Annotated in this window: 32 protein-coding genes; 7 read left to right on the top strand and 25 right to left on the bottom strand. The window is 41.7% G+C overall.

All coding sequences use genetic code 11. From position 1 onward, the window contains the following. Window positions 1-514 precede the first annotated feature (514 nt). The 18 genes from rplQ to AN389_RS09505 all read right to left on the bottom strand — a co-directional run bounded on the left by rplQ (window position 515) and on the right by AN389_RS09505 (window position 11,241). Complete coding sequence (gene rplQ / locus AN389_RS09420; protein ID WP_004589197.1) at window positions 515-916, bottom strand: 50S ribosomal protein L17; 402 nt, start codon at window positions 914-916, stop codon at window positions 515-517. 39 nt (window positions 917-955) lie between these two features. After that, window positions 956-1,942, bottom strand: coding sequence for a DNA-directed RNA polymerase subunit alpha (locus AN389_RS09425; RefSeq protein WP_004589198.1), 987 nt, complete (start codon window positions 1,940-1,942; stop codon window positions 956-958). A gap of 24 nt (window positions 1,943-1,966) precedes the next feature. Next, the gene (rpsD, locus tag AN389_RS09430; RefSeq protein WP_002959461.1) at window positions 1,967-2,587 is read right to left on the bottom strand and encodes a 30S ribosomal protein S4; all 621 of its coding nucleotides are present in this window, start codon (window positions 2,585-2,587) and stop codon (window positions 1,967-1,969) included. Window positions 2,588-2,608: 21 nt separating this feature from the next. Beyond that, complete coding sequence (gene rpsK, locus AN389_RS09435; RefSeq protein WP_002959471.1) at window positions 2,609-2,995, bottom strand: 30S ribosomal protein S11; 387 nt, start codon at window positions 2,993-2,995, stop codon at window positions 2,609-2,611. 12 nt (window positions 2,996-3,007) lie between these two features. Then, on the bottom strand, window positions 3,008-3,364 hold the full coding sequence (gene rpsM / locus AN389_RS09440; RefSeq protein ID WP_004589200.1) for a 30S ribosomal protein S13: 357 nt from the start codon (window positions 3,362-3,364) through the stop codon (window positions 3,008-3,010). A gap of 125 nt (window positions 3,365-3,489) precedes the next feature. Further along, complete coding sequence (gene rpmJ / locus AN389_RS09445) at window positions 3,490-3,603, bottom strand: 50S ribosomal protein L36 (RefSeq protein ID WP_002959476.1); 114 nt, start codon at window positions 3,601-3,603, stop codon at window positions 3,490-3,492. Between the two features lie 22 nt (window positions 3,604-3,625). Next, the gene (secY, locus tag AN389_RS09450) at window positions 3,626-4,954 is read right to left on the bottom strand and encodes a preprotein translocase subunit SecY (protein WP_055015418.1); all 1,329 of its coding nucleotides are present in this window, start codon (window positions 4,952-4,954) and stop codon (window positions 3,626-3,628) included. Window positions 4,955-4,964: 10 nt separating this feature from the next. Continuing rightward, window positions 4,965-5,399, bottom strand: a complete 435-nt coding sequence (gene rplO, locus AN389_RS09455; RefSeq protein WP_004589202.1) for a 50S ribosomal protein L15 — start codon at window positions 5,397-5,399, stop codon at window positions 4,965-4,967. Window positions 5,400-5,403: 4 nt separating this feature from the next. Next, window positions 5,404-5,586, bottom strand: a complete 183-nt coding sequence (gene rpmD / locus AN389_RS09460) for a 50S ribosomal protein L30 (protein WP_004589203.1) — start codon at window positions 5,584-5,586, stop codon at window positions 5,404-5,406. Between the two features lie 2 nt (window positions 5,587-5,588). Further along, entirely contained in the window at window positions 5,589-6,095 is a 507-nt protein-coding gene (rpsE, locus tag AN389_RS09465) for a 30S ribosomal protein S5 (protein WP_004589204.1), read from the bottom strand. A 9-nt stretch (window positions 6,096-6,104) separates the two neighbouring features. Continuing rightward, complete coding sequence (gene rplR, locus AN389_RS09470) at window positions 6,105-6,455, bottom strand: 50S ribosomal protein L18 (protein WP_004589205.1); 351 nt, start codon at window positions 6,453-6,455, stop codon at window positions 6,105-6,107. Between the two features lie 9 nt (window positions 6,456-6,464). Then, a complete protein-coding gene (gene rplF / locus AN389_RS09475; RefSeq protein ID WP_055015419.1) occupies window positions 6,465-6,998 on the bottom strand; it encodes a 50S ribosomal protein L6 in 534 nt (177 codons plus the stop codon). Window positions 6,999-7,011: 13 nt separating this feature from the next. Continuing rightward, complete coding sequence (gene rpsH, locus AN389_RS09480; protein WP_004589207.1) at window positions 7,012-7,404, bottom strand: 30S ribosomal protein S8; 393 nt, start codon at window positions 7,402-7,404, stop codon at window positions 7,012-7,014. Window positions 7,405-7,425: 21 nt separating this feature from the next. Next, window positions 7,426-7,731 (bottom strand): 30S ribosomal protein S14, encoded by a 306-nt coding sequence (gene rpsN / locus AN389_RS09485; protein WP_004589208.1) that lies wholly within the window; start codon window positions 7,729-7,731, stop codon window positions 7,426-7,428. Between the two features lie 10 nt (window positions 7,732-7,741). Further along, window positions 7,742-8,281 carry a 50S ribosomal protein L5 gene (gene rplE, locus AN389_RS09490; protein WP_010392500.1) on the bottom strand — a complete coding sequence of 180 codons (540 nt, stop codon included), beginning with the start codon at window positions 8,279-8,281 and terminating at the stop codon, window positions 7,742-7,744. A 16-nt stretch (window positions 8,282-8,297) separates the two neighbouring features. Next, window positions 8,298-8,612, bottom strand: a complete 315-nt coding sequence (gene rplX, locus AN389_RS09495) for a 50S ribosomal protein L24 (protein WP_004589210.1) — start codon at window positions 8,610-8,612, stop codon at window positions 8,298-8,300. Between the two features lie 10 nt (window positions 8,613-8,622). Then, window positions 8,623-8,991, bottom strand: coding sequence for a 50S ribosomal protein L14 (rplN, locus tag AN389_RS09500; RefSeq protein ID WP_004589211.1), 369 nt, complete (start codon window positions 8,989-8,991; stop codon window positions 8,623-8,625). A gap of 279 nt (window positions 8,992-9,270) precedes the next feature. Beyond that, on the bottom strand, window positions 9,271-11,241 hold the full coding sequence (locus tag AN389_RS09505; RefSeq protein ID WP_055019694.1) for an AsmA family protein: 1,971 nt from the start codon (window positions 11,239-11,241) through the stop codon (window positions 9,271-9,273). A 311-nt stretch (window positions 11,242-11,552) separates the two neighbouring features. On the opposite strand from AN389_RS09505, the gene AN389_RS09510 reads away from it, so the two are divergent. Beyond that, window positions 11,553-12,716, top strand: a complete 1,164-nt coding sequence (locus AN389_RS09510; protein ID WP_055015421.1) for a hypothetical protein — start codon at window positions 11,553-11,555, stop codon at window positions 12,714-12,716. Between the two features lie 279 nt (window positions 12,717-12,995). Further along, the gene (locus AN389_RS09515) at window positions 12,996-13,682 is read left to right on the top strand and encodes a TorF family putative porin (RefSeq protein ID WP_055017994.1); all 687 of its coding nucleotides are present in this window, start codon (window positions 12,996-12,998) and stop codon (window positions 13,680-13,682) included. Between the two features lie 393 nt (window positions 13,683-14,075). On the opposite strand, the gene AN389_RS09520 is transcribed toward AN389_RS09515, so the two are convergent. Further along, window positions 14,076-17,654, bottom strand: a complete 3,579-nt coding sequence (locus AN389_RS09520) for a M1 family aminopeptidase (RefSeq protein ID WP_055019695.1) — start codon at window positions 17,652-17,654, stop codon at window positions 14,076-14,078. A 9-nt stretch (window positions 17,655-17,663) separates the two neighbouring features. Further along, on the bottom strand, window positions 17,664-18,545 hold the full coding sequence (locus AN389_RS09525) for an ABC transporter ATP-binding protein (protein WP_055017995.1): 882 nt from the start codon (window positions 18,543-18,545) through the stop codon (window positions 17,664-17,666). Window positions 18,546-18,724: 179 nt separating this feature from the next. On the opposite strand from AN389_RS09525, the gene AN389_RS09530 reads away from it, so the two are divergent. Then, the gene (locus AN389_RS09530; RefSeq protein WP_055019724.1) at window positions 18,725-19,402 is read left to right on the top strand and encodes a nitroreductase family protein; all 678 of its coding nucleotides are present in this window, start codon (window positions 18,725-18,727) and stop codon (window positions 19,400-19,402) included. 6 nt (window positions 19,403-19,408) lie between these two features. Here AN389_RS09530 and AN389_RS09535 read toward each other — a convergent pair whose 3' ends face one another. Next, window positions 19,409-19,717, bottom strand: a complete 309-nt coding sequence (locus tag AN389_RS09535; protein ID WP_055017955.1) for a helix-turn-helix transcriptional regulator — start codon at window positions 19,715-19,717, stop codon at window positions 19,409-19,411. 98 nt (window positions 19,718-19,815) lie between these two features. Between AN389_RS09535 and AN389_RS09540 the strand changes: the two genes are divergently transcribed. From AN389_RS09540 to AN389_RS09550, 3 genes are all read left to right on the top strand, one after another. After that, window positions 19,816-20,004 carry a DUF2892 domain-containing protein gene (locus AN389_RS09540; protein WP_055019696.1) on the top strand — a complete coding sequence of 63 codons (189 nt, stop codon included), beginning with the start codon at window positions 19,816-19,818 and terminating at the stop codon, window positions 20,002-20,004. After that, window positions 20,004-20,348, top strand: coding sequence for a rhodanese-like domain-containing protein (locus AN389_RS09545; RefSeq protein WP_055017957.1), 345 nt, complete (start codon window positions 20,004-20,006; stop codon window positions 20,346-20,348). The genes AN389_RS09540 and AN389_RS09545 overlap by 1 nt, the downstream gene beginning before the upstream one ends. A 66-nt stretch (window positions 20,349-20,414) precedes the next feature. Beyond that, complete coding sequence (locus AN389_RS09550) at window positions 20,415-22,193, top strand: alkaline phosphatase (RefSeq protein ID WP_055019697.1); 1,779 nt, start codon at window positions 20,415-20,417, stop codon at window positions 22,191-22,193. Here the strand turns inward: AN389_RS09550 and AN389_RS09555 are convergent. Then, the gene (locus AN389_RS09555; RefSeq protein ID WP_055019698.1) at window positions 22,190-22,729 is read right to left on the bottom strand and encodes a PH domain-containing protein; all 540 of its coding nucleotides are present in this window, start codon (window positions 22,727-22,729) and stop codon (window positions 22,190-22,192) included. The genes AN389_RS09550 and AN389_RS09555 overlap by 4 nt on opposite strands. A 231-nt stretch (window positions 22,730-22,960) precedes the next feature. Between AN389_RS09555 and AN389_RS09560 the strand changes: the two genes are divergently transcribed. Next, window positions 22,961-23,710, top strand: a complete 750-nt coding sequence (locus AN389_RS09560) for a MipA/OmpV family protein (protein WP_055015429.1) — start codon at window positions 22,961-22,963, stop codon at window positions 23,708-23,710. Window positions 23,711-23,733: 23 nt separating this feature from the next. Here the strand turns inward: AN389_RS09560 and AN389_RS09565 are convergent, their stop codons facing one another. From AN389_RS09565 to AN389_RS09575, 3 genes are all read right to left on the bottom strand, one after another. After that, window positions 23,734-24,351 carry a LysE family translocator gene (locus AN389_RS09565; protein WP_055015430.1) on the bottom strand — a complete coding sequence of 206 codons (618 nt, stop codon included), beginning with the start codon at window positions 24,349-24,351 and terminating at the stop codon, window positions 23,734-23,736. Further along, the gene (locus tag AN389_RS09570; protein WP_055017961.1) at window positions 24,352-24,534 is read right to left on the bottom strand and encodes a hypothetical protein; all 183 of its coding nucleotides are present in this window, start codon (window positions 24,532-24,534) and stop codon (window positions 24,352-24,354) included. Between the two features lie 119 nt (window positions 24,535-24,653). Then, entirely contained in the window at window positions 24,654-25,052 is a 399-nt protein-coding gene (locus AN389_RS09575) for a DUF3224 domain-containing protein (RefSeq protein ID WP_055019699.1), read from the bottom strand. Window positions 25,053-25,129: the final 77 nt, after the last annotated feature.

Consider the following 25,129-nt stretch of genomic DNA (forward strand, 5'->3'; position numbering starts at 1 on the left):
CGAAGTTTTACTCGACTCACTAAGTAGCTTGCTTGCCTCGCTAAGCGTTGCCTGCTCTGCCGTCTCAGTGGGGTCGCATTATAGGGAGATCCGAAAACAGATCAACCCTTTTTTTAAGAAAACTTAAAATAAATGACTGTTCGCTGCGTATTTGAGCTAAACGCTCAAAAACACAACTAAAAGTAGCCTTTATTTAGATGATAGTAGTGCTTTTATGTAAATGAATGCTGTGATTGCGCTTATTTATAACTTACCCATTAAGTAAAGCTCTATAATAAGTTTATAAGTACTATTAAAGCTTACTAGATAGGCCCATTCATTTCTTAAGCTAAAAATTCTTAAAATTGATAAGTAGATAAGTAGATAAGTAGATAAGTAGATAAGTAGATAAGTAGATAAGTAGATAAGTAGATAAGTAGATAAATAGATAGAATAACTCAAACAATTTGTTTATCAAATCTTTGGTATTAAAAAGCCGAGCATAAGCTCGGCTTTTTGGTGTCTCTTTAAAGACTTACTCTGCAGACTGCGCGTCTTCTTGAACTTCTTCGTTAGTCGCTGGGCGACCCACTAGTTCAATATAAGCCATTGGTGCATTATCACCAGCACGGAAGCCACACTTAAGAATACGAGTGTAACCACCTGGACGGTCTGTATTACGAGGACCGATTTCGCTGAACAATTTACCAACTACTTCATTATCACGCGTGCGAGCAAACGCTAAACGGCGATTTGCTACACTGTCAGTCTTAGCCAGTGTGATTAAAGGTTCAATTACACGGCGTAACTCTTTCGCTTTAGGCAAAGTAGTTTTGATGATTTCATGTTTCACCAAAGAACCTGCCATATTGCTGAACATCGCTTTACGATGGCTACTGTTACGGTTTAATTGACGACCACTCTTACGATGGCGCATGACCCTATCCTTCTAACTAAACTAATATAGTGATTTAGATTATTCAGCTAGGCTTGCAGGCGGCCAATTTTCTAGGCGCATGCCTAGAGAAAGACCACGTGAAGCTAGCACGTCTTTTATTTCAGTTAGAGACTTCTTACCTAGATTAGGCGTTTTAAGAAGCTCAACTTCAGTGCGCTGAACTAAATCACCGATATATTGAATTTGCTCGGCTTTCAAACAGTTTGCTGAACGTACTGTTAGTTCAAGATCATCAACTGGACGAAGTAGAATAGGATCGAATTCTGGCTTCTCTTCTTTCTCTTCTGGCTCAGTTACATCACGTAAATCTACGAATGCATCTAATTGCTCAGCTAAGATAGTAGACGCACGGCGGATCGCTTCTTCAGGATCTAAAGTGCCGTTTGTTTCCATATCAATGATTAACTTGTCTAAGTCTGTACGTTGCTCAACACGGGCTGATTCAACCGAGTACGCAATACGTTCAACTGGGCTGAATGATGCATCAAGCAGCAATCGACCAATTGGACGCTCATCGTCATCAGAGGATAAACGACTAGATGCCGGCACATAACCACGACCACGCTCAACACGAATACGCATGCTGATCTCGCTGCTATCTGTCGTTAAATGACAAATAACGTGATCTGGATTAGCAATTGTTACATCGCCATCGTGCTGAATATCAGCCGCAGTCACAGGGCCTACACCAGATTTAGTCAGGGTCAGAAAAACTTCATCTTTGCCTTCTAACGTTACTGCTAGACCTTTTAGGTTTAGTAGTATTTCAATGATGTCTTCTTGTACGCCTTCTTTCGCGCTGTACTCATGCAATACACCGTCGATTTCAACTTCAGTTACTGCACATCCAGGCATAGATGATAACAGTATACGGCGTAAGGCATTACCCAGAGTATGACCAAAGCCACGCTCTAGTGGTTCTAAAACTACTTTAGAACGCGTTGGGTTGATAGCGTCGATATCGACTAACCTTGGTTTTAGAAATTCTGTAACAGAACCCTGCATTTTATCCTCTCTTAACTCTTAACTTTACTTAGAGTAAAGTTCGACGATTAGTTGTTCATTAATGTCCGCAGACAGATCTGAACGCTCAGGTAGGCGCTTAAAGCTACCTTCCAATTTCTTACCGTCAACTTCAACCCAAGTCGGCTTTTCACGTTGCTCAGCCAACTCTAGAGCAGCGATGATACGTGCTTGTGTTTTAGACTTCTCACGGATTACTACAGTATCTTCTGGAGTAATTACGTATGAAGGAATATTCACAACACGACCATTAACTAAAATCGCTTTGTGGCTTACTAACTGACGTGCTTCAGCGCGTGTGCTAGCAAAACCCATGCGATATACAACATTGTCTAAACGTTGCTCTAAAAGCTGTAACAAGTTTTCACCTGTATTACCTTTAAGGCGAGCAGCTTCTTTGTAGTAATTACGGAATTGCTTTTCTAATACACCGTAGATACGACGTACTTTTTGCTTTTCACGTAATTGTAAACCGTAATCAGATAAGCGACCTTTACGAGCGCCGTGCTGACCAGGTGCAGTCTCAAGTTTACACTTAGAGTCGATAGCTCTTACGCCGCTCTTAAGGAACAGGTCAGTACCTTCACGACGACTCAGCTTGAGCTTAGGGCCCAAATATCTTGCCATGTTATTTCTCCTAACCTATTGTTAAACGCGACGTTTCTTCGGTGGACGACAACCATTATGTGGTATTGGCGTCACGTCAGTAATGTTGGTGATACGGTAACCAGCAGCATTCAAAGCACGTACAGCAGATTCACGACCTGGACCTGGACCTTTAATGAAAACTTCTAGATTTTTTAAACCGTATTCTTGAGCAGCAGTACCTGCACGCTCTGCAGCAACCTGAGCAGCAAATGGTGTAGATTTACGTGAACCACGGAAACCTGAACCACCGGCAGTTGCCCATGATAATGCATTACCTTGACGGTCGGTAATTGTTACAATAGTGTTGTTGAAAGACGCATGAACATGAGCCATACCATCAGCAACTTGCTTTTTAACCTTTTTACGACGAATTGGTGTCTTAGCCATAATACTATCCCCTTATCGCTTAATAGGCTTACGAGGACCCTTACGGGTACGCGCATTAGTCTTTGTTCTTTGACCACGTAGTGGTAAAGAGCGACGGTGACGTAGGCCACGGAAACAACCAAGGTCCATAAGGCGCTTGATATTTAGAGTAACTTCACGACGAAGGTCACCTTCTACAGTGTACTTGCCAACTGCATCACGCAGTACGTCAAGAGTTTCGTCTGAAAGTTCACCGATTTTTGTGGTCTCGGCGATACCAGTCGCTTCTAAGATAGCCTTAGAGCGAGTCTTACCTATGCCATAAATTGCTGTTAAACCAATAACTGCATGTTTATGATCAGGGACGTTAATGCCAGCGATACGGGCCACTAACACATCTCCTATATTTGAATTTGGTAATCAAAAGTTTGAAAAGCCCGTAAGGATACTCAAACGAAGACCAAATCACAACTAAAAACACAGGCCGAGAAATCTCAGCCTGCACGACTGTTTACTTAGCCTTGCCTTTGCTTATGCTTAGGCTCACTGCAAATTACGCGTACTACACCAGCACGTTTAATAACTTTACAGTTACGGCATATTTTCTTAACGGAAGCACGTACTTTCATTGCTCAACTCCGTAAACTGACCTTATCGGCCGTAGCCTTTAAGGTTCGCTTTTTTCAGCACAGAATCATACTGATGTGACATCAGGTGAGTCTGTACTTGTGCCATAAAGTCCATGATTACTACAACGATAATCAAAATTGATGTACCGCCGAAATAGAATGGCGTTTGCCATGCCATAGTCATGAATTCGGGCACCAGACAGATAAAGGTTATATACAAAGCACCTGCCAATGTCAGGCGTGTCATCACTTTATCAATGTATTTAGATGTCTGCTCACCTGGACGAATACCTGGGATAAATGCGCCAGATTTCTTCAGGTTGTCTGCTGTTTCACGCGGGTTAAAAACCAACGCTGTGTAGAAAAAGCAGAAGAAGATGATAGCTGCAGCTAATACCATCGCATACAAAGGTTGACCAGGAGTCAACGTTGTTGCAATAGCTTGTAGCACATCAGCGACCGGACCTTCACCCTGGCCGAACCAGCTTGCAATTGTACCAGGGAACAGAATTATACTGCTAGCAAAGATTGGTGGAATAACACCCGCCATATTTACTTTTAGTGGTAAATGCGTGCTTTGAGCAGCAAATACTTGACGACCTTGTTGGCGTTTAGCGTAGTTAACAACGATACGACGTTGTCCTCGTTCGAAAAACACTACAAGATAAGTAACAGCGAATACTATAACCGCAACCATCAACAGTACAAAAACATTCAAATCACCTTGGCGCGCCATTTCGGCTGTCGAACCAATAGCAGACGGCAGGTTAGCTACAATACCAACAAATATTAGAACTGAGATACCGTTACCGATACCACGTTCAGTTATTTGCTCGCCCAACCACATTAGGAACATAGTACCTGTAACCAAACTCACCACAGCGGTGAAGTAGAAACCGATACCAGGGTTAACAACTAACCCTTCCATCATGCCCGGTAAGCTAGTCGCAATACCGATTGATTGGATAGTAGCAAGCACAAGCGTGCCATAGCGTGTGTACTGGCTAATTTTTTTACGCCCTTGCTCGCCTTCTTTCTTAAGCTCTATAAACGGAGGATACATATGCGTTAATAGTTGCGTAATAATCGAAGCCGAGATATACGGCATAATACCCAGTGCTAACACTGAAGCTCGCTCAAGCGCACCACCGCTAAACATGTTGAACATCTCAACAATGGTGCCCTTTTGTTGCTCGAAGAAATCGGCAAGTACAGCGGCGTCAATCCCAGGGATTGGCACAAATGAACCTAGACGGTAAATAATGATAGCACCTAAAACAAATAGTAATCGACGCTTCAATTCCGAAAGTCCACTTTGTGCACTTTGTGTATCTTGACCTGGTTTAGCCATCAGTACTTCCTTAGTCTTCTACCTTGCCTCCGGCAGCTTCAATAGCTTCGCGAGCACCTTTAGAAGCCTTAAGGCCTTTAACGGTAACAGCGCGTGAAACTTCGCCAGATTTAACAACTTTAACGAACAGAACGTTCTTTTTAACTAGACCAGCTGCTTGTAACGCGTTTAGGTCTACCACATCGCCTTCAACTTTAGCGATTTCAAAAAGGTTTACTTCTGCAGATACTAACGATTTGCGTGAAGTGAAACCAAATTTAGGTAGACGACGTTGCATAGGCATTTGACCGCCCTCAAAACCAACGCGTACTTTACCGCCAGAACGTGATTTTTGACCTTTGTGACCACGGCCACCAGTCTTACCAAGACCAGAACCGATACCACGACCAACACGTTTTGGAGCAGTTTTAGAACCTGCAGCAGGTGAAAGTGTATTCAAATGCATGAAATTAACCCTCTACCTTTACCATGTAAGAAACTCGGTTGATCATACCACGTACACATGCTGTGTCTTCTAACTCAACAGTGTGGTTGATACGACGTAAACCAAGACCGCGTAATGTAGCTTTATGCTTCGGTAAACGACCGATAGAGCTCTTTACTTGTGTTACTTTTACAGTTTTATTTGCCATGGTTACCCCAGAATTTCGTCTACGCGCAGACCACGTTTAGCAGCGATTGACTCTGGAGAGTTCATGTTCTCTAGAGCTTGAATCGTTGCACGTACTACGTTGATCGGGTTGGTAGAACCGTAACATTTAGAAAGTACGTTCTGCACACCAGTAACTTCTAGTACTGCACGCATAGCACCACCTGCGATGATACCAGTACCTTCTGATGCTGGTTTCATGAACACTTGTGAGCCAGCATGACGTCCTTTAACAGGATGCTGTAATGTGTTGCCATTTAGGTCTACATTGATCATGTTGCGACGTGCTTTTTCCATTGCTTTTTGAATAGCAGCTGGAACTTCACGTGCTTTACCATAACCAAAACCTACTTTACCTGCGCCATCACCAACTACAGTTAGTGCAGTGAAGCTAAAGATACGACCACCTTTAACTACTTTAGACACACGGTTTACCGCGATTAGCTTTTCAGCTAAATCAGGCTGTTGTTGCTTTGCTTCTACGTTAGCCATTGTCTACTCCTAGAATTGCAAACCGGCTTCACGCGCAGCATCAGCTAGCGCCTTCACACGGCCGTGATATTTAAAGCCACTGCGATCAAAAGCAATCTTTTCGATGCCTTTGTCAGCCGCACGTTCTGCAACCGCTTTACCAACTGCTTGTGCAGCTGAAACGTTGCCTGTGCCTTTAACTGTTTCGCTAATAGCTTTCTCAACAGTAGAAGCAGCAGCCAGTACAGTACCCTCAGCATTAACTACTTGAGCGTAAATGTGACGTGGCGTGCGGTGGATAACAAGACGCGTTGTGCCTTGTTCAATATAATTTCTACGAGTGCGTTTAGCACGACGTAGACGAGCTGTTTTTTTATCCATCGTCTTACCTTACTTCTTCTTAGCCTCTTTACGGCGTACATTCTCATCTGCGTAACGAACACCTTTACCTTTGTAAGGCTCAGGTTTACGGTATGCACGAATGTTAGCAGCTGTTTGACCAACTAACTGCTTATCTACGCCCTTAACTAGAACTTCTGTTTGGCTTGGAGTTTCAATCGTAATTCCTTCAGGAACTTCGAAATTAACTGGGTGCGAGAAACCAAGTGTTAAGTCTAAAACTTTACCCTTAGCTGCTGCACGGTAACCAACACCTACTAACTGAAGTTTCTTCTCGTAACCTTCATGCGTACCAACAACCATGTTGTTGATAAGAGCGCGAGCAGTACCTGCTTGTGCCCATGCATTAGCTACGCCTTCACGAGGTAAAGTTGTAATAACGTTGTCATTAATTTGTACTTCAACTGCATCGTTGATAGTACGCGTTAATTCACCGTTTTTGCCTTTAACTGTGATGTCCTGGCCTTTTAATGTAACTTCTACACCGGCAGGAACATTGATTGGTGCCTTTGCTATGCGAGACATAGTTCCCCTCCGATTAAGCTACAAAGCCAATGATTTCACCACCAACACCAGCACTACGTGCTGCGCGGTCTGTCATTAGGCCTTTAGAAGTTGATACGATAGCGATACCAAGACCACCCATTACCTTCGGTAATTCGTCACGTTTCTTATAGATACGTAGACCAGGGCGGCTAACACGCTGGATATTTTCAATTACAGCTTTGCCTTCGAAGTATTTCAACTCGATAGAAAGCTCAGGTTTCGCTTCGCTGTTTACTGCGAAATCTGCGATGTAACCTTCGTCTTTTAATACTTTAGCTACTGCTACTTTCAGCTTTGAAGTTGGCATCGTTACTGATACTTTCTTCGCTGATTGACCGTTACGGATACGTGTGAACAAATCCGCGATAGGATCTTGCAAGCTCATAGTCTTACTCCCGTGATACTATTACCAGCTAGCCTTTTTAAGGCCAGGAATTTCACCGCGCATAGCTGCTTCGCGAACTTTAATACGGCTCATGCCGAATTTGCGAAGGAAACCATGTGGGCGGCCCGTAATGTTACAACGATTACGTTGACGTGCAGGGCTAGAATCACGTGGTAAAGCTTGAAGCTTAAGTACCGCGTCCCAACGATCATCTTCAGATGCGTTAACATCGCTGATGATAGCTTTTAGTGCTGCACGCTTTTCAGCGTACTGAGCAACTAGTTTAGTGCGCTTTGCTTCGCGCGCTTTCATAGAATTCTTTGCCATAACCCTACCCTTATTTCTTGAATGGGAAGTTAAACGCTTCTAACAACGCACGGCCTTCCTCATCAGATTTCGCAGAAGTTGTGATTGTGATATCCATACCGCGTACACGGTCTACTTTATCGTAATCAATTTCTGGGAAGATGATTTGTTCACGTACGCCCATGCTGTAGTTACCACGTCCATCAAAAGACTTAGCACTCACACCACGGAAGTCACGGATACGTGGGATAGCGATTGATACCAAACGCTCAAAAAAGTCCCACATACGCTCGCCGCGTAAGGTTACTTTACAGCCAATTGGGTAGCCTTCACGCACTTTAAAGCCAGCAACAGATTTGCGTGCTTTAGTGATTAAAGGTTTCTGACCAGAGATAGCTTCTAGATCCGCTACAGCGTTATCTAAAATCTTCTTGTCAGCTAGGGCTTCGCCCACGCCCATATTTAATGTGATCTTTTCGATCTGAGGGACTTGCATGACAGAGCTGAAACCAAACTTCTCTTGAAGCTCAGCAACTACTTTGTCTTTATATACTTCATGCAGTTTCGCCATCATTCTACTCCAACTATTAGATAGTTTTACCAGTAGATTTAAAGATACGTAATTTCTTACCATCTTCAATCTTGAAACCTACACGATCTGCTTTACTCGTTTCCGAGTTGTAGATCGCAACGTTTGATACGTCGATAGACGCTTCTTTCTCAACAATGCCGCCAGCTTGGTTCAATTGTGGAACCGGCTTTTGGTGTTTCTTGATTAAGTTAATGCCTTCGACAAATACTCGACCAGACTCGGTAACAACTGAAAGCACTTTGCCGCGCTTACCTTTGTCTTTACCTGCTAGTACGATTACTTCGTCATCACGACGGATTTTTGCTGCCATGATAGACTCCTTACAGTACTTCTGGGGCTAGTGAAACAATTTTCATGAACTTGTCATTACGAAGCTCACGAGTCACAGGGCCGAAGATACGAGTACCAATTGGCTGCAAGTTATCATTTAAGATAACAGCCGCATTGCTATCGAAACGGATCAGAGAACCGTCCGGACGACGAACGCCTTTTTTGGTACGCACAACTACCGCGTTTTTAACATCACCTTTCTTCACTTTACCGCGAGGAATAGCTTCTTTCACAGAAACTTTAATGATATCGCCAACTGCCGCATAGCGACGGTGTGAACCACCAAGGACTTTTATACACTGCACTTTGCGAGCGCCGCTGTTATCAGCAACTTCCAGCTGAGTTTGCATTTGGATCATGTTAATGACCTCCGGTGTAGTAATTACAACTTGCCTTAAATTTGTTTAAAATCAAGGCACTTCGATTAAATCCCACTCTAAAAACAACGGAGTTGTCTCTTAAGGGCGGGCAATTGTACCAGCATTGGCTAGTGAGTGGTAGGTTATTTTTTAATTAATTTGAGTGAAGGCCAGATTAAAACTGAGTAAAAACCGCTATGTAGCTATTTTACAAGTGGTTATAAAACAACCAAGGCGCTAATAGCGCCTTAATTATTTATTTGTGGTTGCTTATTAGCTTTAGCCAAATAAGCCTTTTAGTTTATCTTTAACCTTGTCCTTGGCTTTCTCTTTTGCTTTTTCTTTGGCATCGTCTAGCTTTTGCTTTGCTTTATCTTTAAGTGCATTGCTTACATCTAGCTTAAAGCCAACGTCATGGAATGGGCCTTTTATTCGCAGTGGGATTTTAAAGCCCGTGCTGTCATCTGTAGTGCCTTGTCCTTCAATTGAATCAACAATGCCGGTCACTAACCGATAATCAACATTGGTTTTAGGCAAATCTACATCGCCCTCACCTGTAATACGAATAAGTGGGCTCATCAGGGATAGGTCGTTATTATGTCCCACGCCATTCGTAAAATTAAAGCTACCGGTGAGCGCAGAAAAATCTGTTTGCTCAGATTCTTCAAAGCCTGTATCTAGCCCTTCGCTTACCGCGCCCAAGTTACCTGTAATAAGCTCTTTACCCTTACGAACCATTTCAGCGACGTTTGCGCCCTTAACAGCCCCATCAGCAAATTCAAAATCAACCTTGCCGTTTAATCCATCAATAAAGGTTTTTTGACTTTGACCAGTCGTAGTTAAGTTCCAATTTAATGACCCTTTACCCATAAGTTTATCAAAGCCAGCTGCATCTGTGAGTAGTGGCTGCGCATCTATGTCGGTTAAATCAAAATTTGTGCTTATTTTATAAGGCGTTTGCTGGGCATTTATGTTGATAACCCCTTTACCTGTGCCCTCATAGGCTTTAAAGCTATCTAAACTTAATTTAGCAACGCTGTTGTTTAAGTCGACTGTAAATTGATTCGCACCGAGCTTAATATCATTCGCTTTTAAACCGCTTGAACGAATAACTACGTTAGCATTAAGTGCATTTAATGCGCTTAAATCAATTTTAGTATCGTCCCAAACAATCGGCTGTGCGGCTTTAGGTTCTTCGCTTTGCGGCGCTTGTTGCTTGGCTACTGCCTCCGGTAAGTATGGATTTAGATCAAGCATACCTAGGTCTATGTCGGCATTAACCGCTAGTTTATTTCCTAAGTTAACTTCACTTTTACCTTTAATCTCTAATTCATCTAGGGTAGCAATCAGCTCTTCTAGGTTAAACGTATCATTTATAAGGTGCATTTTGCCGTTTACGCTAAACGCATTAAATGCATTTTCTTTGGCGTTTAAGTCTACTCCCTGCCAAATTGCTAGCTCTTTAACAGAGTCACCACTGAGCGCTAACTCACCTTTTATATCTTTTCCTTGTTGCGCAATACTGCCGTTAAAAGTAAGGTCGACCAAGCGAGAGTCTACGCTTTGAGTAACCTCAAACATCGCCCCTTCAATAGCCTTTGCTGGCGTATCAAGTTTTACATCTAGTTCAAAGCGCTCTTGCATATATGTAATGCCGCCTTTGATCTCTAATGTTTTACGCAGTGATGGTAATAAAATAGCCAGCTCTAGGTCACTAATTTGCTGTTTAGCGCCAGTTTGCCCATCTAGGTAAGTAAATGTACCACCGTAAATAGCCACTTCACCTAGCTCTATATCAAAATTCTCTGGTAGCTTAACAGCCCCACCAGATTGAGTTTGCTCTTGCGGCTGCGCTGCTACAGCATCAAACAACTGCCAGTTAGCTTTACCGTTTTTATCAGTTTCTAATAAAATATTGGGTTCGTTAATAACAAACTTATCAAGTTTAAACTCACCACCAAATAACGATAACCAGGGTATATGCACAGCTAATTGCTCCATACTGGCCATGTCGTCGCGCGAGCCTGTCTGCATATTTGCAAAGTGCACATCGTTAAGCTCTAACTTTAATGCAGGAAATACACTAAGCGTTTTATCACCTTTAATAGTAAGTGTGCGCCCTGTTGTTTTTTCAACCTGTTCAGATACTTTATTAAAAATAGTATCAGTTGGAATTAAAAACGGAGCGGCAATAATTAACGCAATACAAAGTAAGAGTATTACACCAACAATTTTGAGTAAGGTCTTCATGATCATCCTTTCAAACGTGCAAATAATGTTCTTATCATAGCGAGTGTTAGCTTTAAAATCATTGTCGTTGCGACAAAAAAGCTGTTTATTGTAATTTATTTAATTTGAGATGAATTTATGCTTAAAAGTAAACTTTGCGAAATTGGTGACTAAAAGTAAAGCTCATCAAATTTAAATCTAGCCAAGTATTAAACCCTACAACATTGCATCCCTTGAATTGTTAGGTATGATGCACGGCCCTGTTGCTATTGGCGTATTTGCGCTAAAATAAAGCAGCTAAAAAATGTATCTACTCGGAGACTCTACAAGGCATGAAAAAACTGCTAATTTCACCGTCAAAAATGGCGCTAGGCGAACAAGAAAGTCAAATTTACCAAAACATCTTGAAGCAAGCTTCAGAACTAAGCCTAAACCTAATGGCCGTGAAAGTAGAAAACCACCCAGAGGATTTTTTAGGCTGGTGTTATGAGCTACTAAGTGCAAGTAAAGACCGCATAAATTACGACTTACTAGAGCCAAAACAGCTACCCGTTTTAAAAAAGCTGCACGATCAGCTAACCTCTGCAATTAGCTTTTTACAGCTTAAAACACTACGTGTAGCACCTTGGCCTGTTATTAGTATGTTTGTAGAGCAACATAAAGAACTTATTGCACTGGAAGAACAGCTTCGCCTTACCACGTATTTGCACACCATTCGTGAGCAAGCATTAAAAGACATGATCCCAGAGGATTTACTGGCATTTAGTGGTAAACACACTGCTACGCTCGATCCAAGCACCTATAACTTTGATGTTGAATGGTTTGCATCAACAAAAAGTGCAAAAGGTTTTCATCAAATGCTAGCCGACTTACCTGGCGCGTTTGACGATGCACTTGCTAACATTCCGCTTGAAGGAGATGTGAGCGAAGCTGATTACCAACAGTTTGTTGTTGCTTATTTACTTGCCTTTAACGGTAGCGATGAAAAACCTACCCTTGCCCCTGCTACACGTTTATTAGCAATGCGCCGCCCAGATGTATTTACGCCAATTAGTAATAGCCGTCTTGATGCATTATGCGCAGCTTTAGGTATTACAAAACTAAACAATCGCGACTTTGAGCGCTACTGGCAAGATATAGTACAAAGCATTCATGCTATGTCGTGGTTTAAAATGGCTAATGGCAGCAATGAACTAGAAGAGCAACTGGTCAGTATAAAAGCATTACTACCGTGCTTTTTTTACTATGCAGATGCCAGCACGGCCGACAATTCAAATTATATTAAGTTATTAAACAAACCTAAACGCAGCACAACAAGTGCGGGAAAACCACAACGTAGAGGCAAAGAGTCAGCCGAAATACTTGTAGACCGCGCACTTGCAGCCGATGACATTCCTGAGCATATTCGTAGCAAACGCGACTCTATTATTAGCGAAGTACAAAAAGGGCGCGGAGTAAACGAAACAATTAGTCTCATGCGCACTATATTTGGCTAAATTTACCTAACCTAACTGTATTTTTCTGGTGCAGTTAGGTTAAATTATGCACCAGCAGTGTGCGTTTCTTTACTATCACCCTAATTACCTCCTTTTTCGAAAATCCTTTAACACCTTGTTATAAAAGAACAAAAAACCAGTTTCAACCAAATAATTTTGAGCTGGCACATACAGTGCAATTCTATTTCCAGTTAAACAATAAAACGCCGCTAGCCAAAGGGTTGCCAATAAGAGAATAAAAACCTAGGCGGTAAAAAAATCATACAACGGGAAATGGACATGCTAAAACTAAAAAAAACTATCGCAATTAGCGCAATCGCTTTATTAGGTGCTACATCTTTAACATCAACAGCCGTGCATGCAGAGGTAACCGCAAACGCAGCGGCTACGTCTAACTACTTATGGCGTGGACAAGAGCAAACTGGGGGCGATGCTGCTATTTCTGGCGGTATTGATTACGCTAACGAGTCGGGCTTTTATGCAGGCACTTGGGTCTCAAATGCATCTTGGGCCGATGAAATGACGTATGAGCTAGACCTATACGCTGGCTTTGGCGGTGATATTAATGAGACAGTTAGCTACGATGTAGGTTACATTTATTACGCTTACCCAGATGCAGCTTCTGAGGCAGATGCTGATTTCTCTGAGATTTACGGTAGCATTAGTGTAGAAGGTTTTACTTTTGGTGCTGCAGTACTTGCTACTTCAGCTGCTGACGGTGATGGTACTGACTTTGGCGATTCGCTATACCTAAATGCCGATTACAGCTTTGCTGTTGGCAGTAATGGCACTGAGGTTGCGCTGCACTTAGGCCACTACTCTGGCGACTTTATAGGCGATGATAATATTATTGATTATGGTATCTCTGTATCAAAAGATGGTTTTACTTTTGGCGTATCTGACACCGACATGGATGAGTCAGATGTTAAAGTTTACGTAGGTTACGCGGTAGACTTTACGCTTTAAAACAAAATGTGTTACTTGCTGCAACACTAAGGGCCTTTTGGCCCTTTTCTCGTTTAGGGCAGCCTAAATACCCATAACGCCCTCTAAGTTTAGAACTAATGCGCTCTTCCATGTGCACCAGTTAATCAATCACTACCACCATGCTGTTAAATCATTTACCCGTAATGCCAACTCGCTTAATTGACTAATTTACTCTGAAGCAAGAGAAACGTGGCGAAACCTAGCCAAAGTAAGCTATTTAGTTGCTCTAAATCTGAGGCTTTAACGCAGCCAGCTACTACGTTTAGCCTTGAAGTAATTAAGTATTATTGAGGGTTAGTGTTATACACATTAGCTAAAACAAAAAAGGCCGCACTAAATGCGGCCTTTCAGTTAATCGTTAATCTTTAATCTTTAAAACTTAGCTAGGTTGTTTTTACTGTCTTTATCAACAAGATTAATGTACGGGTCTACCCCTGCGTACACTGGTTTTTCTTTTACTTTTAGCTCAATAGTATTAGTACCAGAGACTATTTGATGCTTTTGCGAGTAAATAACAAAGTCTTCAGCAAGTAGGTTTTCAGGGTCATCGCTAAACAATGCAATATCAATTAGCTCATCGAGTGGTTGCTCGGTTTCTTCACCTTGCCCATCGGCATGCTGCTTAGTTGCTTCAACGCTCAGTGTTACTGTATAAAAACCTTCGCTATCAACATCATCTGTAACCGACACTGCTTTCATTTCAAGCTCATAAAGCGTTATATATTTAAACTGATCATCAATAAAACGCTGCTCAGCTTGTGTTGCATCTCGCTTTAAATAACTAAGTAAATCAAGTGTGGTTGGGTATGGCGTTGCTTGGTACCTAAACTCATTCAAAAATGCTTTAAGTGCGGCATTTAAGCGCTCTTCACCTAATCGGTCATACAAAGCCATCATCACAACTGAGCCTTTATTATAGTGAAGGTATTGTTGAGCCTGCGTTTTATACAGCGGCATTTCTTCAAAGGCTTCGCCTGTGCGGCCCATTAAGTATTTATCTAACTCGTACTTTAAAAATTTACGAAGTTTCTCGGCGCCAAAGCGTTTTTTTAGCACCATAAGTGCGCTGTATTGGGAGAGCGATTCAGAAATAACGGCACTGCCCTCTACATTAGCCCCCGATACTTGATGCCCCCACCATTGGTGCGCAACTTCATGTGCGGTTACATAGTAAGGTAAGTCAACTTTACTCTCATCTCTTAGGTCTGTAATAAAGCCAATACTTTCTGAGTAAGGCACCGTATTGGCAAAACTTTGCGCAAACGAGCGGTACTTAGGAAACTCAATAATACGTAACTGCTTATGCTGATATGGCCCAAAGGCTTGCGTGTAGTAATCTATTGAATCTTGTACCGACTCAATCATACGGTCAACATTCCATGCATGATCTTTATGGTAGTACACCTCAATATTTATACCGTTATGCTCAACCTTTTTGCTTTCAAGCTCTGCCGAAAGCACAGAATAAAAGTTTAAAATGGGGGCATCCATTTCATAAACAAAAGTACGTCGTCCGTCTTTTACACTCTCGCTTTTTAAGTAGCCTGGTGTAATAGCAAATTGCGACTCATCGGTGGTTACCGTTGCCTTGTAGTTTATAAACCCATTAGCAGGACCAAACTCATTTTGCGTATAAAAACGGCTATCTTCTAGTTTATGTGCACGCTCAAGTTCGGGTAAGTCGTGCTTACGGCGCTCATATTTGTCGGCAATTTGAAAATACTTTTGATAACCAAAACGCGGTAGTAATTCTCTATTATTTATAAAAGTACCGTTATGCACGAGCTGAGTATCCGATCTTCTATCAACAAAACCGTCGTGTTCACGAATAACAGACAGCTCTCCTTCGCGCACTTCGTTAGGCATTAGTGGTTGTTCAAACTCAAACCATACCATGCCAAAATCGGTTAAACGCTCAACTATTTTCCCACCTGCAATTTTTACATCCCAGCTTTTAGCGTGGCTAGGCTCGTTAATTAACACACGGGTTATTGGCTCATTTGCGGTATTGGTAAGCTTAATTTTAGCCACGGCATTTAAAGCACGCTTTTTAGGGTAAAGATCAATGTGTAAATCAACATCAGTTATTATAGGCAGTGGCAAATCTTTGTATTGTGAAAACTCTTGCTCATATCTTACTTGTAGTGCTTCGATCTCATCACTTGTTACAAACTCGTTGATTACACGGGTGTTGTAATAAATGTTATAGCCTGCGCCCACAAATACCAATAAACTTATAACCGCTGCAATCTGGCCTTTTAAAGACATGTTGTAACGCACTAAAGATAAACGAGTCCGCAATGTTTGCGACGGGCCACGATGCCATAAAGCAAAGCCTACAATAGCTAAAAACACACTCAATGCACCCCAATATAGGGTATACCACTGCGCGCCTGGTAAAAAATGCCCGTAACCGTTTATATCAGAATACGGTACGCTGCTGCTTTGTGAAAAATGATACATATGATGCTCAAACCCGTAAGCACCCATTACCATTTGAGCAATGTAATACAGAATAAATAAACCCATACCTATGTATTTATTAGGGCTAATTATTTGTAAAAAGAACGCCAAAATAGCCATCATAATTAAAGGTAGTAATGTAAGGTAGCCTAACCTAAATAAGTACTGGCCAAGCTCTAGATTAAATTGCCCCTTAAAAAGTTGCACTGCAATGGTAAACATCATGCCTACTAAATAAAGGCCACAGACTGCAATGATTAACGCAATAATTTTAGATACCCAAAACACACTGTTATGCACCGGGAAGCTGTCAACAATATCGCCCATACCACTGTGGCGTTCTCGCCAAACCAGTTCTGCGCTGTGATAAGCAATAATAATAAACATAAATATAGCGGAGGCGTTTTGAATAATGCCCACCATGTTTTGTGTGAGCGGCCAATCTGTTGTGCCATATGCGCCAATAGGCGCAAAAAGTGGTGCGAGTAACGTAATAATACTGACACCCGCTAAAATCATAAAAGGAGCACTTAATATAACCTGCTTGAGCTCAAATAAGCTGCGCATTACTAATTGCGATTGCGTATTGACCCCTTTTGACTTGTAGTTTTTTGCGCTGCTAATAAGTGCTGCTTGTTTATTTTTTACAAACGTAGAAACAGCAAATTGCTTTTTCTGTTTTTTACTTACTACGCGATTACCTAACTTTCCGAGGCCAAAAAACATCGCTAAGCTTAGTGCTACCCATAAAATACGGTTAATTAAAAAATCGCCCGAAAGCGTTAACACTTCCGTATTTTTATCACTTACAGTCCAGTAACGGGTTAAGTCAATTAACGACCCTGTGCCAAATGGGTCTGCGTAAACAACAATATTTCTAAACGCTAAATCATCAAAATAGATACTCGCCAATTGGTAACTTATGTAGATCACCACGGCCGTTACATATACCGCCATCATAGTTTTAAAATAAACCGCCACACTATTAAAAATAGCACTGAGGACCAATAAACTTGGCACGGCTAAATATAAAAAAGGCGCAGCGTAATATATAAACTTATTAGGGCCTACTAGCTCACTATCAAGCCAGCCAACCAACAAACCAAATTGAGATCCTAAAAACACGCCTAATGGCACAGTTAAAAAAACAACGAGCACAACCAAGTAAGCACCAAAAAAGCGCCCTGATTGATAAGCAAGCGGGTTAACGGGCTTACTAAACACCAGCTCATCCATTTTGGTCTCACTATTGCGAATCGCAGAGCTTGCAACAAAGTTAACCACTAAAAACATAGCAAGCGTACAAAAGGTAACCGTTAAAACCATAATGGTATAAGGCGAGTTCATATGAACATTCGCCCCGCCTAACGGAAACTTACTACTAGAGCTTATAAAAAATGCCATAAAAAAGAAGATTAATGAGGTCACATAAAACGAAGGCTGACGCACAAAATAGCGCAGCTCAAACGCGAGCATATTAAAAAACATAGCGCCCCCTTATGCTACTTGGCTATTACGATGATTAAGCAACGTAGAAAAGTACACGTCTTCTAGGTTTGCACTGCTGAGCTCAAAACCTTCAGGGGCCTGTTCGGCTAATACGTGTAATATAGTTTGCCCAGCAAATAAGCGTTTTGAAATAACAGGCAGTTGCGGTTCAAGCTCTAGTGCTTCTTCTTGGCTCATGGCTTTGCGCCATATTTGGCCTTGGAGTTTATCGGTAAGGGCAATTGGGTTGCCCTCTAATAGTATTTTTCCGCCTGCCAGTACGGCCATGTTTGGGCAAAGCTCTGCTACATCTTCAACAATGTGGGTCGATAATATAACGACTTTTTGCTCGCCCAAGCTTACTAACAAGTTATGAAAACGATTTCGCTCCTCAGGGTCTAGCCCTGCGGTGGGTTCATCAACAATTAGTAAGTCGGGATCGCCTAGCAAGGCTTGTGCAATACCAAAACGCTGGCGCATACCGCCTGAAAAGCCACTTACCGCTTTTGAGCGATGTTGATACAAATTAGTATGTGCAAGCAAGCCTTCCACCGACTCTTTACGCTCGCCTTTATTATGAATGCCCTTTAAAACAGCCATATGATCTAGCAAGTCGTAAGCACTAACGCGAGGGTAAACACCAAAATCTTGCGGTAGATAACCCAAACGTTGACGTAGAGCCTGTGGGTCTTTAAAAACATCAATACCATCAAAAGTAATTGAGCCCGCATCGGCAGATTGCAACGTTGAAATAGTACGCATTAGGGAAGATTTACCCGCGCCATTTGGCCCAAGCAGTCCAAACATCCCTTTTCCTATAGATAAATCAACACCTTGTAGTGCATGTACGCCATTATCGTAGGTTTTAGATAACCCTGTTATTGATAGCATTTTTACTTCCTTGAATTTTAATAGTTTTTTTATTGCGCTTTTATACCACATTAAAAAAAGGAACATAAGTTACACCACGGTTAATTTTGTAACAATAAATAAACAAAGGATATTGCTTGCCTCGCATTTATTCAGTCGGTATAAAAACCAAACACACACTTTATAAGAAGCGTAAAGCCATGCAAAAACATCAAAGCCAACCACTAAACGATTTTATAGAATACCCTCACGATGAAATGCTAAAGCGGGCAAACGAATTTTTACAAACTAGTCAGCGCCGCCATAGTATTCGCAGCTTTAGCGACCGACCAGTCCCTAAAAATATAATTGAAGCATGTATAAAAGCAGCAGGCACCGCGCCTAGCGGAGCAAACCACCAACCCTGGCATTTTGTGGCTATAAATAGTAGCGATGTAAAAAAACAAATAAGAGAGGCCGCCGAAAAACTAGAGCGTTCTTTTTACGAAGGCAGAGCGGGAGAAGAGTGGCTTGATGCGCTAAAACCATTAGGTACCGACGCCAATAAACCTTATTTAGAACACGCGCCTTGGCTTATTGCTGTGTTTAGTCAAAAAAAAGGCGGTGTGAATACGGATGATAAAAACACCAATTATTATGTGCATGAATCAGTAGGGCTGGCGACTGGTTTTTTGATACAAGCTCTGCACCGTAGTGGTTTAGCAACACTGACTCATACTCCAAAACCAATGAGCTTTTTAACCGATATATGTAAGCGCGACAAAGACAACGAACGCCCTTACATGTTACTTATTGCAGGCTACCCAAGTGACGATGCAACTGTACCTACCCATGCACTTGATAAAAAGTCGCTTGATGAGATTGCCACTTTTATTTAAAGCAAACTACTCAGCCGTACTTTGCTTACAAAACCATTCGTATAGTAACGTAATAATCGACTCAACTTTTGGGTCGATTAACGAATAATAAATAGTATGCCCATCGCGGCGGGTTGCCACTAGCTGGGCTTTACGTAAACTCGCTAAATGCTGAGATAAAGCAGACTGCGCCAACGGAACATTTTGATTTAACTCTCCTACACTTTGTTCACCTTGTAATAAACTGCATAAAATCATTAAACGGTTTTTATTTGCCATCAATTTTAAAAATTGCTCTGCCTGCTGAGCGTTTACTGCAAGTTGTTCAATATTCATTGTGATGCTTAGTTATTTTGCGTGTTTTAATTATAGACTTTTATATTAGTAAATTCTAATATAATTAACATTAGAAAATACTAATATTAAGGTCATCCATGAAAATAAGTGACGCCATACTCTTAATTGGCGGTAGTGCCGTTACAATCTCTGTGCTTTTAAGCTACTTTGTTGATAGTAACTTTCAATTTTTAACGTTATTCATTGGCATTAACCTCGTGCAATCAGCCTTCACTAAGTGGTGCCCGTTAATGTCTTTTTTGCGAAAAAGAGGATTTACAGACTAATGCTTACATCAATTCCTGATTTACTAAAAATTATCACACCTAACCAACGCCGTATTGATGCAGCGCAAGCAAAGCAAGAGCTTGAACAAAATAAAGGGCTGCTTATTGATGTGCGAGAACCTGCAGAGCATGCTACAAAAGCAGCTACTGGCGCTATAAATATTCCACGTGGATTACTCGAGATGAAACTGATGGAAATAGAAAAAGACGCAGGGCGCCCTATTTACTTACATTGTGCCAGCGGTGCCCGCGCCACATTAGGCGCAGAAGCGCTAACCCGCGTTGGATACAAAAACGTAACGGTTATAACCTGTAACGCAACGCAAGTAAGTGAAGTTTTTTAACGGCTTCATAAAAAAGTAACCTAAATTGCCTACACTTTGCTTTTTACACTTAACAGGTACAAAGCAATGGCATTTACACGGAGAAGTTTTTTAAAAGCATCGGCAGCAGGATTTGGCACTGCCGTATTATCACTTGGTTTAACAGGTTGCAGGCTTGATGATAATGACGACACACCTGTTAGCTTTGATCACGGTGTCGCCAGCGGCGACCCGCTTAGCGATAGCTTAATTATTTGGACCCGTGTAACCCCACTCGATGTAACAACTAAATCATTAAAAGTACAGTGGCAAGCTGCCACGGATAAAGGCTTTACTAATATTGTGCACGATGGTGAAGCAAACATAAATGACACCACCGACTTTACCCTTAAAGTTGATTTACAAGGGCTCGATGCCAATACCGTTTATTACTATCGTTTTAATGCACACGGTAAAACTTCCCCTGTCGGGCAAGGTAAAACACTTCCTGATGGTGAAATTGATCAAGTGAAGCTAGCCGTTGTATCGTGCGCAAATTACCCTGCAGGGTATTTTCATGTGTATGGCGAAATTGCTAAGCAAAGCGATTTGGATGCAGTACTGCACTTAGGTGATTACATATACGAATATAGCAATACTGGCTATGCAACCGAAGACGCAGCACAATTAGACCGACTCCTCCCCCTTGATAACAGCAGTGAAATTATAGCGCTTACCGATTACAGAAAGCGCTATGCAAATTATCGTCTCGATGCCGACTTACAAGCAGCCCACAGCCAGTGTGCATTTATAACAGTATGGGACGACCACGAAATAACCAACGATACATGGCGCGAAGGCGCAGAGAACCATAACGAAGGTGAAGGTGAGTTTAGCCAACGTAAGCTTAATGCGCTACAGGCTTACTTTGAGTGGATGCCAATTCGTAATGTAGCCGATAAAGAACGGATTTACCGCCGCTTTGAGTTTGGTAACTTAGTTTCTTTATACATGCTAGATACCCGTGTATTAGCGCGTGATGAGCAGCTTAACTATAGTGACTTTGACCTAACCTCGCCTGCCGGGCAAAGCGCATTTGCTGCAGCAATAAGCGCGAGCGACCGTGCATTATTAGGCAATGAGCAACTTACTTGGCTCAGCGATGCCATCACTACATCAAGCACTCAGTGGCAAGTATTAGGGCAGCAAGTGTTGATGACCAAAATGCACTTACCTGTAGAGGTAATGCTGCTACTAGCCAGCTTACAAAGTACACAAGCAAATGGTGGCGACCCCAGTGCTTTACTCGCACAAGCCAATGTATTATTTGCTGAACTGGCGCAAATTAAAGGCCGAGTAATAGCGGGTGACCCAAGTGTAACAGAGGCAGAACTAGCCCGTGTTCAAACCACCATACCGTATAACCTTGATGCGTGGGATGGTTACGCCTACGAGCGAGAGGTGTTATTAGGCACCGCTATTGCAGCACAAAAAAACCTAGTAGTTTTAGCCGGAGATACTCATAACGGCTGGGCAGGAGAGCTTAAAACTGATGCCAATAACCCTATTGCAGCCTCGCAAAATGCCGGGGTAGAATTTGCAACGGCATCGGTTTCATCTCCTGGGCTTGAAAAGTATTTAGCGCTAAACACACAAGATGCGCAAACCGTAGCGCAAATAGAGCAAGTAATTGCCTTATTAATTGATGACCTTGCTTATAATAATTTAGTGGAGCGCGGCTATTTAACCGTTACATTCACACCTACAAAAGCCAGTGCTAAATGGAACTATATAAGCACAATTAAAGCGCGCGAATATCAGGTTGTAGAAAGCCGTAGTAAAGAGCTAAGCATGCTGGCGGGCGAGGCTCAATTACAAAGCGCTTAACGCTTCGCCTCTAAGCTAGCCAAACGCGTATCTATGCGCTCTACTACCTCAACTAAGCGAGCAAGTAATGCTTGGTTGAGGTGATCTTCAGCAAGCTCTTGTACTTTAGGTGCTTGCGCCACTAGGTTATCTTTTTGCTCAAGTATGGCTTCTCTAAACTCACTGGCATTTTCAACACCCAGTAATGATACCAATGCACCATGACCCGACTGTCCTGCAGTTTCAAAGCTTAACCGATATAAGCCAAAAAAACGCATAAGCGGCCCTTGGCTCAGCCCAACATCGGTTATTTTTTCAAGCGGTATCGATTTTTCTTCTTTAAATAAAATACCGCGTTTAACCACCAACTTTTGCGTGAGTAATTGCGCCGACATAGCGGCCAATATTTTACCTGCCACCAGCCAAACAATAATTAACACCACAGGTATAAGTGGAATGGTCACTAATGCAACGGCACTAAAAAAGCATGCCATGGTCATCCAGTATTGTTTCACTTTGGGATCAAAGCTGGCACTTTTTAAAATAGGGTTGCTCATTTTTTTATCCTCATTCCCATTTTATTAATCTAATCAAACGTATGCCTTTATTTAACTTACGTGACCAACGGCTTCAATGCAATTTAGCCACTAACATTCAAATAAACTTTTACACACTCTCTTACAAACACCAACAGTAAATATAGCTACACTAAAGCCTATTAGTTTTGAGATGCACTTTAATTGTCTCAGCAATTTACCTCTTTACTTATTTAACACCTAAGGCTTTTAATGAACACTTATATTAAAAACTCAATACGGATATTGGTTGGCACTCTTACACTTTGCAGTATTGCTGTACAAGCTGAGTCGCAGTTTTCTTTAGGGGGCGGCGTTATTTCTACCAGCTCACCTTATGCCGGCACAGACAGTGAAACGCTATTTTTACCTATTATTACCTACGAAGGTGAAAGGCTTAGTTTTAAAGGTTTGTCACTTGATTATAAATTAGTGGAGCAGCAAGGTTTTAACTGGTCATTAGTTTTAGAGCCAGGTGATAACTTTGATACATCAGATTCAGACCTTGCAGCCATAAAAGCCTTAGACGATAGAAAGCTATCTCTTTACGCAGGCACTAAGATTAGCTACTCTGCAGATTTTGGTAAAATAAGCGCCAGTGCGACTCATGATGTAATTGGCCACGGCGATGGCGCTAAATTTAAAACCAATTACAGTTACCCTATTAAATTATCTAAACAACTAATGCTCGTTCCTTCTGTGGGTGTTGAGCTAAATAGCAGTGATGTATCTAACTACTATTATGGTGTAGCACAGGGCGAATCTACTACCTATGCGCCTTACGAACTTAGCTCTACGGTTAACTACAATGCGGGTTTATTTTTAATGTATTACATTAATAAAAACTGGAACGTAAATGCCATGGTTAACTATAAGCAGCTCGATTCTGATATTGAAGACTCACCCATTATTGATACCGATAGCACTACGACTGTTATGATGTCGGTTAACTATCGTTTTTAATATTATTAGCGTGTGACAAATTATCACACGCTAATAATTACTCGTATCGCAAGGGCAATAAATACGACTCCCAGTATTTTATCAAGCCACGGACTTTGCTTGGTAAAACCAAAGCGATTTTTTGAAACCTCTGTCAGTAACGCGACCAGCAAATACCAGCCGGTATCAATTACAAACACGGTTAAACACATAATTATACCCACGTTTAAAGTAAGTAGCTGAGGGTCTATAAATTGCGAGAACAAGGCTAAAAAGAAAATAGCGAGCTTGGGGTTTAAAAACGCAATAGCAAAGCCATCTTGTAAAGCTTGGCCAGCACTTACTTCACTTTTTTGTACTTCAAGTTCGTTATTGCTGGGTTTTGCTAGCAATATTTTTATACCTAAATATGCCAAATAGGCTGCGCCTAAATACACCAGTATTTGATAAACAGTCGGAAACTGCATCATTAAAGCGCCTAGCCCTAATAACGATGCACCTGCGTATAACCCAACACCTGTACCATGGCTGAGCGCGGCAAGCATTCCGTTTTTCATACTGCCGTTAAGTGAGTGCTTTAAAACCACCGCTAAACTTGGCCCTGGCGACATTGCGCCCATCATACAAATAGCCGCTAGGCTTAACCATACTGTAAATGTCATTTAAAACTCTTCATTTTCAATAAGTAATGTATAACCATGCACTTTCCCATAAAAGCCTGTCAATGGCACTGCGTTTACTACTTTCCAGCCATCTTGGTTTAATTCCTGTATGCGGTCATTCAGTGCGGCTATATCTACGCCACCCAAAAAACGGGTCTTTCTAAATTCGATTACTTTTTGCATTTTAATCCTTGTGTATCTTATACCAATTCGCTATTTAGTTGTTCTAAATGAGAATTTTTTAACGCAGGTAGCGACACGTTTAAGCCCGCAAAATGATTAAGTAATATTGCGGATTGGTATTATAAGGTGTATTCAAAATCGTAGTGGTGAATCCCTTGCTCAATACGTATTTTCATACTGCCCTTTAACCCTTCTAGCTCATGAGTGCCTGAGTCGGGAATGACATTTAAAATTAGGCTGTCTTGACCTTTATCCATTGTACCAAAATGCTGTAGTACAAAGCTGCCTTTTTTACCTTCAAGCTCGCCTATTACTTGCTCTATGGCAACATAACCAGCACTGCCCTGCGTAGGAGTCATGGCGCTTAGCATTTCGCCTTGGCTGGTGGCATTTAAGCTACCTTTAAATGTTTTATCTATCGACATACGCCCTAAATTAACGCCGTTTTGGCCGCTTGCGTAGCCTTCTATAGGGGCTAGGTTTACATTAAATTCTCCACTTACGGTTGCAGTAGTCATAACGTTTCCTTATTGATGCTAATGTTTAAAAGTATTGATTTTTATTATCTTAGTGCCATATCTATACCTTAACCTTT

The sequence above is a fragment of the Pseudoalteromonas sp. P1-7a genome (assembly GCF_001401855.1).
Classification (GTDB): domain Bacteria; phylum Pseudomonadota; class Gammaproteobacteria; order Enterobacterales; family Alteromonadaceae; genus Pseudoalteromonas.